Origin of the sequence: Nocardioides aquiterrae, from assembly GCF_039526625.1 — a bacterium.
Classification (GTDB): domain Bacteria; phylum Actinomycetota; class Actinomycetes; order Propionibacteriales; family Nocardioidaceae; genus Nocardioides; species Nocardioides aquiterrae.
Map to the genome: position 1 here is coordinate 1 of NZ_BAAAJE010000027.1, position 11978 is coordinate 11978.

General features: G+C 73.1%; 12 protein-coding genes and 1 rRNA gene. 6 read left to right on the top strand and 7 right to left on the bottom strand.

Annotation, left to right across the window (positions count from 1 at the left end; translation table 11 throughout):
• The first annotated feature begins 168 nt into the window (after positions 1-168).
• From rrf to ABD086_RS21410, 5 genes are all read left to right on the top strand, one after another.
• Positions 169-285 (top strand): 5S ribosomal RNA (gene rrf / locus ABD086_RS21390).
• Positions 286-377: 92 nt separating this feature from the next.
• Entirely contained in the window at positions 378-1298 is a 921-nt protein-coding gene (locus ABD086_RS21395; protein WP_343910007.1) for a tetratricopeptide repeat protein, read from the top strand.
• A 61-nt stretch (positions 1299-1359) separates the two neighbouring features.
• Positions 1360-2166, top strand: a complete 807-nt coding sequence (locus tag ABD086_RS21400; RefSeq protein WP_343910008.1) for a PP2C family protein-serine/threonine phosphatase — start codon at positions 1360-1362, stop codon at positions 2164-2166.
• Between the two features lie 18 nt (positions 2167-2184).
• Complete coding sequence (locus tag ABD086_RS21405; protein WP_343910010.1) at positions 2185-3105, top strand: alpha/beta fold hydrolase; 921 nt, start codon at positions 2185-2187, stop codon at positions 3103-3105.
• 112 nt (positions 3106-3217) lie between these two features.
• On the top strand, positions 3218-3751 hold the full coding sequence (locus ABD086_RS21410; protein WP_343910012.1) for a DUF3145 domain-containing protein: 534 nt from the start codon (positions 3218-3220) through the stop codon (positions 3749-3751).
• Between the two features lie 97 nt (positions 3752-3848).
• On the opposite strand, the gene ABD086_RS21415 is transcribed toward ABD086_RS21410, so the two are convergent.
• The 7 genes from ABD086_RS21415 to ABD086_RS21445 form a co-directional block, all read right to left on the bottom strand.
• Positions 3849-4340, bottom strand: a complete 492-nt coding sequence (locus tag ABD086_RS21415; RefSeq protein ID WP_343910014.1) for a hypothetical protein — start codon at positions 4338-4340, stop codon at positions 3849-3851.
• Between the two features lie 47 nt (positions 4341-4387).
• A complete protein-coding gene (locus ABD086_RS21420) occupies positions 4388-5833 on the bottom strand; it encodes an acyl-CoA carboxylase subunit beta (RefSeq protein ID WP_343910016.1) in 1446 nt (481 codons plus the stop codon).
• Complete coding sequence (gene fabF / locus ABD086_RS21425; RefSeq protein ID WP_343910018.1) at positions 5830-7083, bottom strand: beta-ketoacyl-ACP synthase II; 1254 nt, start codon at positions 7081-7083, stop codon at positions 5830-5832. Before fabF ends, ABD086_RS21420 begins: the two co-directional genes overlap by 4 nt.
• 24 nt (positions 7084-7107) lie before the next feature.
• On the bottom strand, positions 7108-7353 hold the full coding sequence (locus ABD086_RS21430; RefSeq protein ID WP_011755445.1) for an acyl carrier protein: 246 nt from the start codon (positions 7351-7353) through the stop codon (positions 7108-7110).
• 43 nt (positions 7354-7396) lie between these two features.
• On the bottom strand, positions 7397-8392 hold the full coding sequence (locus ABD086_RS21435; RefSeq protein WP_343910023.1) for a beta-ketoacyl-ACP synthase III: 996 nt from the start codon (positions 8390-8392) through the stop codon (positions 7397-7399).
• Entirely contained in the window at positions 8392-9576 is a 1185-nt protein-coding gene (locus ABD086_RS21440; RefSeq protein ID WP_343910024.1) for an acyltransferase domain-containing protein, read from the bottom strand. Before ABD086_RS21440 ends, ABD086_RS21435 begins: the two co-directional genes overlap by 1 nt.
• A gap of 79 nt (positions 9577-9655) precedes the next feature.
• Positions 9656-10843, bottom strand: coding sequence for a PucR family transcriptional regulator (locus ABD086_RS21445; protein WP_343910026.1), 1188 nt, complete (start codon positions 10841-10843; stop codon positions 9656-9658).
• A 134-nt stretch (positions 10844-10977) separates the two neighbouring features.
• Between ABD086_RS21445 and ABD086_RS21450 the strand changes: the two genes are divergently transcribed.
• The gene (locus ABD086_RS21450) at positions 10978-11916 is read left to right on the top strand and encodes an alpha/beta fold hydrolase (RefSeq protein ID WP_343910028.1); all 939 of its coding nucleotides are present in this window, start codon (positions 10978-10980) and stop codon (positions 11914-11916) included.
• Positions 11917-11978 lie beyond the last annotated feature (62 nt).

Consider the following 11978-nt stretch of genomic DNA (forward strand, 5'->3'; position numbering starts at 1 on the left):
CAGCAGCAATGCCCAGCCGACCGGTACTAATAGGCCGAGGGCTTGTCCCACAAACCCTCAACCAAGACAACACACCGCTCGCGTCCACGAGTCCAGAATGATCCAACCACAACAGAACAGTGGCTTTGGAGGTGCGCCGGCATTGCCGTGCCGCACTCCAGATAGAGTTACGGCGGCCATGGCGAAAGGGAAACACCCGGTCCCATCCCGAACCCGGAAGTTAAGCCTTTCAGCGCCGATGGTACTGCAACCGAGAGGTTGTGGGAGAGTAGGACGCCGCCGGACATACTTTTGTCGTAGGGGCCACCAACAGGTGGCCCCTACGATGCATTTGGGCCCTGTTCCTCCGACCCACACTCCCCGAGGAGATCACCGTCATGGCCGACCAGCGCCGTCCCCAGCGTCCTGCAGGCAAGGGCCGTCCCGCCAGCGGCGGCAAGTCGTCCGTGCGCGCGTCCGGGAAGTCGGCGTCGTTCGACAAGCCGCGCTCGGACAAGCCCCGCTCGGACAAGCCGCGCTCGGACAAGCCCCGCGGTGCGGCGGGCGGCCAGCGGCCGAATCGCAAGGGCGACTGGCGCAAGCCGGTCGAGAAGCAGACCACCCGGTCCGCCGAGCAGGCGGCGTACGACGGTCCGGACCTCCCCGCGGAGGTCACCGGACGCGAGCTGGACCGCGCCGTGGCGGCGCAGCTGAAGGGCCTGCCGGAGAAGCTGGCCGCGCGTGTCGGCCGGCACCTGGCCGCGGCGGGGCTGCTCATCGACGAGGACCCGGAGACGGCGTACCAGCACACGCTCGCCGCCCGGGCCCGCGCCCCGCGGCTTGCGGTCGTGCGCGAGGCGACGGGCGAGGCGGCGTACGCCGCGGGTCACTACGCGGAGGCGCTCGCCGAGCTCCGGGCGGCCAAGCGGATGAACGGCGCCACGGCGTACCTGCCGATCATGGCCGACTGCCACCGCGCCCTCGGCAAGCCGCAGGAGGCGCTGAAGCTGGCCAAGAGCCCGTCGGTCGTGAACTTCGCGCCGGAGGCCAAGGCGGAGATGACGATCGTCGAGGCCGGCGCCCGCCGCGACCTCGGCCAGCTCGACGCCGCGCTGCGGACCCTCGAGCTCGCGCCGCTCAGCTCGAAGAGCCGGTCGTCGTGGGTGGTGCGGCTGCGCTACGCCTACGCCGACACCCTCGAGGCGGCCGGCCGGGACCAGGAGGCGCTGGCGTGGTTCCACCGCACCCACGCCATCGACAGCGAGCAGCTCACGGACGCCGACGCCCGGGCCGAGGCGCTCGAGACTCGCCTGGGCTGAGGCTTGACCCGCTCCGCTCCGCGAGATTTACTGCCACGACAGGTCGCGAGGAAGGACCTCGATGCTGCGTTTCTCGGGTGCCGGCGTCAGTGACGTCGGCCTGGTGCGCGCGGACAACGAGGATTCGGCGTTCGTCGGGCCCTACGTCGCCGTGGTCGCCGACGGTGTCGGGGGAGCGGCGGCCGGTGAGGTCGCCTCGGCGACCGCGACCTATGCGATGGCCGCGACCGCGCTGGCCCGCTTCGGCGACCTGCCCGAGGTGATCCTACGCGAGGGCGCCGAGGCCGCGCGGGCCAGCGTCCAGCGCGGCGTGCAGACTGACGTGCGGCACCGGCTCGGGATGGCGACCACGCTGACCGCCCTGGTCTGCGACGGCGAGCGCGTGGTGCTGGGGCACGTCGGCGACTCGCGTGCCTACCGGCTCCGCGACGGCGAGCTGATCCAGGTCTCCCGCGACCACACCTACGTCCAGGGACTGGTCGACACCGGCCAGCTCGACGCCGGCGCCGCCTGGCGCCACCCCTGGCGCAACGTGGTGCTCCGCTCGGTCGACGGCGATCCCCTGGATCGGGGCGTCGACCTGGTCCCGGTGCCCGTGGAGCCCGGGGACCGGCTGCTGCTGTGCAGCGACGGGCTGACCGACCTGGTGCCGGACGAGCTGATCGCCCAGCTGCTCGGCGCCGGGGACCCCGACGCGGCCGCGTCCGTGCTGGTGCAGGCCGCGATCGCCGCAGGGGGCAAGGACAACGTCACCTGCGTGGTGCTCGACGTGGTCGACGGCCCGCCGGTGGTCGGGGACGGCCAGCTGCTCGGCGCGGTGCGCGAGATCGGCAACATCGTGGATCCCGGAGCGGTGCGCGCGCGCTGAGGTGCGACACTGGGCCGCATGAGCAACGTGCGGCGGCCGGCCCTCGAGGGGACCGTCGCCGTGCGCGACGACCGCAGGCTGAGCTTCGCCGAGTACGGCTCGCGCCGCGGGCCGGCGATCGTGTGGATGCACGGCACGCCCGGCGCGCGCCGTCAGATCCCGCTCGAGATCCGTGAGTACGCCGACCGGCAGGATGTCCGCATCATCGGGCTCGACCGCCCGGGGATCGGGTCGTCGACGCCGTACCTCTACCCGGACATCCTGGACTGGACCCGCGACCTCGAGCTCGTCCTCGACACGCTCGCGATCGACACCGTGCGGCTGATCGGCCTCTCCGGCGGCGGTCCCTACGCGCTCGCGGCCGGCGCCGCCCTGCCGGAGCGGGTGCACGGCGTCGGGGTGCTCGGTGGGGTCGCGCCGACCCAGGGCGAGGACGCCGCGGAGGGCGGGATCATCCAGCTCGCGGTGTCGCTGGCGCCGTTGCTGGTCCTCGCCCGGGTGCCGCTCGGCGTGGCGCTCACCCAGGGCATCCGGCTGGTGCGGCCGCTCGCCGGGCCGGCGCTCGACCTGTACGCCGCCGTCCAGCCGCCGGGGGACAAGAACCTGCTGTCCCGGCCGGAGTTCAAGGCGATGTTCCTCGACGACCTCCTCAACGGCAGCCGGTTCCAGACCTCGGCGCCCGTCAACGACCTCATCCTCTTCACCCGCCCCTGGGGCTTCGACCTGGCTGACGTGCGGGTGCCGGTGCGGTGGTGGCACGGCGACGACGACCACATCGTGCCGTTCCGGCACGGCCAGCACGTCGTGGACCGGCTCCCGGACGCCACCATGAGCGTGATCGACGGCGAGAGCCACCTCGGGGGCCTCGGGATCGCCCGGGAGGTCGTCGAGACGCTGATGAACCTCGGGCCGCGACGCGCCACCGCCGTTCGTCACTGATCACTGGTGTTCAGGCGCCCCATGCGCCACAATGGTGGGACAACTACATCGCTGTCACTTCGACCGCACATCTCTGCAGAGACCGCTGGGGAAGGCGCATCTCGCGCTGGAGATGAAGGAGGTCACGGTGACCGCACGCACTGCCACCCGCACCGCGACGAGGGGCGTCCTGTACGTCCACTCAGCGCCGTCAGCGCTGTGCCCGCACATCGAGTGGGCCGTCGGCGGTGTCCTCGGCGTGCCCGTGAGCCTGGACTGGACCCCCCAGCCGGCGCAGTCGGGCGCGTACCGCGCCGAGCTGTCGTGGACCGGCGACGTCGGCTCGGCGGCCGCCGTGGCGTCCGCGCTGCGCGGGTGGAACCACCTGCGCTTCGAGATCACCGAGGAGTCCACGGCCTCGTCCGAGGGCGCCCGCTACTCCTACACCCCCGAGCTCGGGGTCTTCCACGCCGTGACCGGCCTGCACGGCGACATCATGATCCCCGAGGACCGGCTCAAGGCGGCCGTCGTCAAGGCGGCGCTGGGGGACACCACGCTGCTGGTTGAGATCGACAAGCTGCTCGGCAAGCCGTGGGACGACGAGCTGGAGACGTTCCGCCACGCGGGCGACGGCGCCCCGGTCCGCTGGCTGCACCAGGTGGTCTGAGCCGCGGCCCGCGAGCGCAGCGAGCGGGGCGCGACGCGAAGAGGTCGAGCGAGCCCGCGGGTGAGCCTGCGAACCCGCGACGGCGGGTCGAGACCTTCTACGGCCGCCGCAGCCGGAAGTAGGTCGGCTCGAACCAGGCCACGTGCTCGCCGGCGTCGTTGTACCAGGTCAGCTTCGCGCGGATCTTGAACTTGCCGGCGTACGTCGAGTAGCGGCAGAAGCGGAACGTCCGACGGGCCTTCTTGGGGTCGGAGTCGGCCGCGAAGGCCCCCGAGGCGACCGTGTCGCCCGTGCGGTCGTCCAGGAACGTCTCGAGCGTCCAGTCGTTGCTGCGCACGGCGACGACGTACCGGTAGGGGTAGTCGTGGCAGCCGCGGCGCAGGACGCCGTCGCGGGCGCCGGTGTGCCCTCGCTCGTTCGTCGTGCGCTGATGCCGACCGCCGTCCTTCTGACCATGGCCGAGCACCTGACCGACCAGCCCCGAGACCGGGTCGGGTGGTGGATCTGCCTGGACAGGGACGGCGGTCAGCACGCCGGCAGCGAGCGCGGCGCACCCGAGCACGATCCCCGAGCGTGTGACGGGCGTCATGTGAGGTCCAACGGCGCACCCCGTCGCATGGTTACGGGGCGCTCACCTCAGAGCGGGATGTTGCCGTGCACGCCCCGGCGCACGCCGACGCTCTGCACGGCGTCCTCGATCGCCCGGGCGATCGTGCTGCGGGTGACGTCCGGCTCCACGACCTCGTCGACCACGCCGATCTCCACGGCCCGCTCGACGCCGCCGGCGATCCGCTCGTGCTCGGCGGCCAGCTCGGCCTCGACCTGGGGGCGGATGTCCGGAGCGACCTCGGCCAGCCGGCGCCGGTGCAGGATGCGGATGGCGGCGACCGGGCCCATCACCGCGACCTCCGCGCCCGGCCAGGCGAAGACCTTGGTCGCGCCGAGCGAACGGGCGTTCATGGCGATGTAGGCGCCGCCGTACGTCTTGCGGGTGACCAGCGTGACCCGGGGGACCACGCACTCGCCGAAGGCGTGCAGCAGCTTCGCCCCGCGGCGGACGACGCCGTCCCACTCCTGGCCGACGCCGGGCAGGTAGCCGGGGACGTCGACCACGACGACCAGCGGGACGCCGAGGGCGTCGCACATGCGCACGAAGCGGGACGCCTTCTCCGCCGAGAGGGAGTCGAGGCAGCCGCCGAGGCGCAGCGGGTTGTTCGCGACCACGCCGACCGTGCGGCCGCCGAGACGGCCGAGCGCGGTGACGATGTTCGGGGCCCAGCGGGCGTGCAGCTCCTGTGCGGTGCCCTCGTCGAGGATCGACTCGACCAGCGGGTGCACGTCGTACGCCCGCTTCTTGGACTCGGGCAGCAGCGCGGCGAGGTCGCGGTCCTCGACCGCGGCGAGGTCCATGCTGCCCTGGGAGCCGAGCAGGGACGCGACCGTCCGGGCGCGGCCCAGGGCCTCCTGCTCGGACTCGGTCAGGATGTGGACGACGCCCGAGCGGCGCCCGTGCGGCTCGGGGCCGCCCAGGCGGAGCATGTCGACGTCCTCGCCGGTGACCGACCGGACCACGTCCGGGCCGGTGACGAAGATCCGGCCCTCGGGCCCGAGGATCACGACATCGGTGAGGGCGGGGCCGTACGCGGCGCCGCCGGCCGCGGGACCGAGCACGACCGAGATCTGCGGGATCTTGCCCGAGGCCTGGGTCATCGCGTGGAAGATCCGGCCGACCGCGTGCAGGGAGAGCACTCCCTCGGCGAGGCGGGCGCCACCGGAGTGCCACAGGCCGATGATCGGCACGCCGTCGGTCATCGCGCGGTGGTAGGCGTCGACGACGACCCGGCAGCCCAGGTCGCCCATCGCGCCGCCCATCACGGTCGCGTCGGAGCAGAAGGCGACGACGCGGGTCCCGTCGACCTGGCCGACCGCGGCGAGCATGCCGGAGTCGTCGTCGGGGGTGAGCAGCTCGAGCGTGCCCTCGTCGAGGAGCGCGGTGAGCCGGGTGACCGGGTTGCGCGGGTCCTGCTCGCGGGGGAGCTTCGCGGCCCCCTTGGATCCGCTCTGTGCGACGGTGGCCGTCATGAGACCGACCCGAACGCGACGGCGACGTTGGCGCCGCCGAAGCCGAAGGAGTTGTTGAGCGCCGCGATGTCGCCGAGCGGCAGGTCGCGGGCCTTGGTGGCGATGTCCAGCTCCACCTGCGGGTCCTGGTTGTCCAGGTTGATGGTCGGCGGGGCGATGCGGTGGTGGAGCGCCATCACGGTGGCGACCGCCTCCAGCGCCCCGGCGCCGCCGAGCAGGTGGCCGGTCATCGACTTCGTGCTGGTGACCACGACCTCGGTCGCGTGCGCCCCGAGCGTCGCGTGCAGCATCAGGCCCTCGGCGATGTCTCCCTGCGGGGTGGACGTCGCGTGCGCGTTGACGTGCGCGATGTCGTTCGGGCTGATCTCCGCCTCGGCCAGCGCCCGCAGGATCGCCCGGGAGCCGCCGCGGCCCAAGGGGTCGGGCTGGGCGATGTCGTGGGAGTCGGCGGTGATCCCGGCGCCCAGGACGGTCGCGTAGATCCGTGCGCCGCGGGCCCGGGCGTGCTCCTCGGACTCGAGCACGAGCACGCCGGCGCCCTCGCCGAGCACGAACCCGTCGCGGGCGACGTCCCAGGGCCGCGAGACCGTGGTCGGGTCGCCCCCCTCGGGTCCGCTGGCCGTCTTCGAGAGCGCCATCATGTTCGCGAACGCGGCCATCGGCAGCGGGTGGATCGCCGCCTCGGTCCCGCCCGCGAGGACGATGTCGGCGCGGCCGAGCCGGATCTGGTCGACGGCCAGGGCGATCGCCTCGTTGCCGGACGCGCACGCGGAGACCGGCGTGTTGACCGCCGCGCGCGCGCCGACGTACAGGCTGATCTGCGCCGCCGGGGCGTTGGGCATCAGCATCGGCACGGCCAGGGGAGAGACCCGGCGCGGGCCCTTCTCCTTGAGCGCGTCGTAGTTGTCCAGGAGCGTGGTGACGCCACCGATGCCGGAGGCCATGGCGACGCCGAGGCGGTCGTTGTCGACCTCCGCGCCCTCCAGACCGGCGTCTCTCCAGGCCTCCATCGCGGCGACCATCGCGAACTGCGAGGACCGGTCGAGGCGGCGGGCCTTGACCCGCTCGAGGATCTCGGTGGGCTCGACGGCGATGCGTCCGGCGATCTTGACCGGCATCTCCTCGGCCCAGTCGTCGGTCAGGCGCCGGACGCCCGAGCGTCCGTTGACCAGGGCGTCCCAGGTGGTGGGAACGTCGCCGCCCACGGGAGAGGTGGTCCCGAGGCCGGTGACGACGACTCGCTTCGACATGGTGCTCCTAGAGAGTGGGCGGCCTCAGGCCTGGGCGCGCTCGATGAAGGCGACGGCGTCACCGACGGTCTTGAGGTTCTTGACCTCGTCGTCGGGGATGGAGACGCCGAACTTCTCCTCGGCGGCGACCACGACCTCGACCATGGACAGCGAGTCCACGTCCAGGTCGTCGACGAAGGACTTGTCGAGCTGGACGTCGTCGGCGTCGATGCCGGCGACCTCGTTGACGATGTCGGCGAGGTCCGCGCGGATCTCCTCAGTGGTGGCCATGCTGGTGTTCCCTTTCGGTTGGTGTGCTGGGCTCGTGGGTGTTTCAGGGGACGGTGACGACCTGCGCGGCGTACGCCAGGCCGGCTCCGAAGGCGATCAGGAGGGCCGTGTCGCCGCTGCGCGCGTCGCCCTCCTCGATCATCCGGTCCAGGGCGAGCGGGATGGACGCCGCCGAGGTGTTGCCCTGCTCGGCGATGTCGCGGGCGATCTTCACCCGCTCGGGCATCTTCATGGCGCGGGCCATGGCGTCGGTGATGCGCATGTTGGCCTGGTGCGGGACGAAGACGTCGAGGTCGTCGATGCCGACACCGGCCCGGTCGAGGGCCTGCTGGCCGATCTTGGCCATCGCGAACGACGCCCACCGGAAGACCGCGTTGCCCTGCATGATCAGGTGCGGCATCTGGGGGTTGTCGCTGGCGACGACGTCGCGCCAGTCCTCCTTCTGCCGGATCAGGTCGAACTGCTCGCCGTCCGAGCCCCAGACGACCGGGCCGATGCCCGGGGTCTCGCTGGGGCCCACGACCGCGGCGCCCGCGCCGTCGGCGAAGATGAACGCCGTGCCGCGGTCGCCGACGTCGGTCAGGTCGGAGAGCCGCTCGACGCCGATGACCAGCACGTGGCCGGCGCTGCCGCCGCGGACCAGGTCGGCCGCCAGGGCGACGCCGTGGCAGAAGCCCGCGCAGGCGGCCGAGATGTCGAACGCCGCCGCCTGGTCGGTGCCGAGCTCGTGGGCGATCGCGGTCGCGACGGCCGGGGTCTGGAACATGTGGGTGACGGTCGCGACGATCACGCAGTCGATCTGCTTGGCGTCGACGCCGGCGCGCTCCATCGCCGTCCGCGAGGCGCCGACGGCCATCGCCTGGACCGTCTCCTCGGGGGTCGCCCAGCGGCGCTGCTTGATCCCGGACCGCTGCTGGATCCACTCGTCGCTGGAGTCGATGGCCTCGACGACCTCGGAGTTGGGGATCACCAGCGACGGGCGGTAGGCGCCGATCCCGAGGATCGCGGCGTGCGGGGCTCCGGTGGTCTGGGCGATCATCACTGTCCTCCCTCGGGGTGCAGGCGGAGCAGCGGCTGGCCGGGCGACACCAGGTCGCCGTCCTCGACCAGCCACTCGACCACCTGACCGCCGTGCGCCGCGCTGATCGGGCTGCGGTCGCGCAGGCTGGCGACCTCGCCGATCGTCGTACCGGCCGGCAGGACGTCGAGCGCGGCGGCCTCGTCGGACCGGTGGAACGTGCCCTTGGCCGGGGACACGACCATCCGCCAGGTCGGGGAGGTCTCCATGTTCGAGGCCTCGCCGTGCTTGGCGCAGAACGCGCGGGCGTCGTCGAGCTGGTCGGGGGTCTTGAGCGCGAACGTCTCGACGCCCTTGAGCGCGCGCTTTGCGATGCCGGTGAGGGTGCCCGCGGGCGGCATCTCGAGGATGCCGGTGACGCCGAGGTCCTCCATGGTCTCCAGGCACAGGTCCCAGCGGACCGGGCTGGCGATCTGCCCCACGATGCGCGCCAGGACCTCGCGGCCGTCGTGGACGACCTGGCCGTCGCGGTTGGAGATCACCCGGGTGCGCGGGTCGTGGACCGAGACGGAGCGGGCCAGGGCGGCCAGGTGGCCGACGGCGGGCTCCATGTGGTGGGTGTGGAACGCGCCCGCGACGCTCAGTGGCATCAGCCGGGCCTTGGCGGGCGGCTCCTCGGCGAGGGCGGCCAGCTGCGCGGTGGTGCCCGCGGCGACGATCTGGCCGGGACCGTTGTCGTTGGCGGGGGTGAGGCCGTGCTTGTCGAGGGCGGCGAGGATCTCGTCGCGGTCGCCGCCGAGGATCGCCGTCATGCCGGTCGGGGTCACCGCGGCGGCCTCGGCCATCGCGCGGCCCCGCTCGCGGACCAGCACCATCGCCTGCTCGGCGGTGATCACGCGGGCACCGGCGGCCGCGGCGATCTCGCCGACGCTGTGGCCGGCGACCGCCCCGATCTGCTGGAACGCGTCGGCCGGGTGCGGGAAGAGCTCCAGCGCCGCCACGAGGCCGGTCGCGACCAGCAGCGGCTGGGCGATCTGCGTGTCGCGGATGGTCTCGGCGTCGGCCTCGGTGCCGTAGTGGGCGAGGTCGATCCCCGCCACCGTGGACAGCCAGCCGAACCGGGACGCGAACGTCGGGTCCTCGAGCCAGGGCTGGAGGAAGCCGGGGGTCTGGGCGCCTTGGCCGGGAGCGACGATCACGAGCACGGGGTCCACTCTGCCGGGCCGGGGCCCCGACCTCGCCTCCGGCCCGCACGAAAACGCCCGACCGAACTTTGTAGGGTTCCTACAAAGTGCGCCCGGACTGCCGGCCGAGCACCAGGGCGATCTCCAGCGTGAACGCGTCCCGGGCGTCGGTCGGGGCGAAGCCGGTCAGCTCGGCGGCCTGGCGGAGCCGGTAGCGGACCGTGTTCGGGTGCACGAACAGCGCCCGGGCGGTCGCCTCGATCGAGGAGCCGTGCTCGAAGTACGCCGCGATCGTCTCGATCAGCGTGCCGCGGGCGTGCAGGAGGGGCAGGTAGACCTCCTCGACCAGGTGCCGGCGGGCGTGCCCGTCGCCCGCGAGGGCGCGCTCGGGCAGCAGCTCCGCGCTGCGCACCGGCCGGGGCGCCTGCGGCCAGCCGGGGGCGGCGCGCAGCGCGGACAGCGCCGCCCGCGCCGACACGTGCGCCTGCCCGAGGTCCGCGGACACCGGGCCGACCACGACCGGGCCGTCCCCGAAGACGCCGGTGACCCGCTCGGCGGCGGCGCGGGGATCGGTCACGCCGCCCAGCACGACCACGAGCCGGTCGCCCTGCACCGCGCAGAGCGCGTCCATCCCGGCCGAGCGGGCGGCGCGCCGTACCTCCTCGAAGGTGCCGGACTCGCTGCGGTCGGCCGGCACCGCGCCCAGGACCACGGCCACGTCGCCGCGGCCGGCCCAGCCGAGGGCGCTGGCCCGGGAGAGGAGGGTCTCGTCCGGCTCCGAGCGCAGCACGGCGTCGACGACCAGGGCCTCGAGCCGGGCGTCCCAGGCGCCCCGCTGCTCGGCGGCCCGGGCGTAGACCTCGGCGGTCGCGAACGCCACCTCCCGGGCGTACCGGAGCACCGCGGCCCGCACGTCGGCGGCGTCGCCGGGGTCGAGCAGCTCGTCGACGTTCGCCTCGACGACCTCGATCGACAGCCGGACCAGGTCGACGGTCTGCTGGAGGTTGATGACGCCCGCGAGTGCCCGCGGTGCGACCCCGAAGACCGAGGCCACCATCTCGGTGCCGCCGGGCGCGGGCTGGTCACCGGCGCGGCGGTACCAGTCGACGAAGCCGCGGATGCCGGCCTGGACGATGACGCCCACCCAGGAGCGGTCCTCGGCACTGAGATCGCGGAACCAGGGCATGTCCTGGTCCATCCGCGCCATCGCGGCGGTGCTGAGGGCCCCGGTGGCCCGCTGGAGCGCGTCGGCGGCCCGCTGCGGTGCCGGGCCCCGGGGTCGAGTCACCCTCGGAGGCTAGTGGACCGGTCTGACCGCGCAAAACCCCGGTAAATCAAGGGATTCCGGCATACGTACCGTGGGTACGTCTGGTTGAATCCACAACACCAGCCCGCGGGGCTGTACCACCATGGGGAGGCTCCGTGTCCGGCGGCTACGAGGTCCAGTTCGTCACCATCCACGGCCATCGGCGCGCCTTCGTGAAGGTCGGGACCGGGCCGGCCCTGCTGCTCCTGCACGGCCTGGGCTGCGACCACACGACCTGGGAGTCCGTGATCGAGCCGCTCTCGCGCCGGTACACCGTGATCGCCCCGGACCTGCTCGGCCACGGCCAGAGCGACAAGCCGCGCGCCGACTACACGCTCGGCGGCTTCGCGAACGGCATGCGCGACCTGCTGACCGTGCTCGGCATCGACAAGGTGACGGTGATCGGGCACAGCTTCGGCGGTGGCGTGGCGATGCAGTTCGCCTACCAGTACCCCGAGCGCACCGAGCGGCTGATGCTGGTGGCCTCGGGCGGCCTCGGCCCCGAGGTGTCGCCGGCGATCCGCGCCATCAGCTCGCCGGGCTTCCACCAGGTGATGAGCGTCCTGACCCTCCCCGGTATCCGGCACGCCGGCATGGCCGGCCTGCGGGCCCTGTCCGCGACCGGCCTGTCGCGGACCCGCGACCTGGACGAGGTCGCCGACATCTACGACACGTTCCGCGACCCCGCGGCGCGGCACGCGGTGCGCCACGTCGTCAAGGCGGTCGTCGACTGGCAGGGCCAGATCGTCACCATGGCGGACCGGGCCTACCTGACCGAGGCGATGCCGATGTGGGTCGTGTGGGGACGTGACGACCGGGTGATCCCGGTCCGGCACGCCAACGCCGCGGCCGAGCTCGCCCCGAACGCCCGGGTCGAGGTGATCCCCGACGCCGGCCACTTCCCGCACAAGGACCACCCGCAGCGGTTCGCGCGGATCGTCCAGGACTTCGTCCGCACCACCGAGCCGGCGACGTACTCCCGCGCCCGGTTCCGCCGGCTGCTCAGGAACGGCGCCGCCCCGGTGGCGCTGCACGCGGTGCCTGAGACCGCGTAGGGGCCGGGCGTCGGTTTCCCCGGTCGACCGGGGAAACCTGTACTTGTCGGCCGAAACTTCGG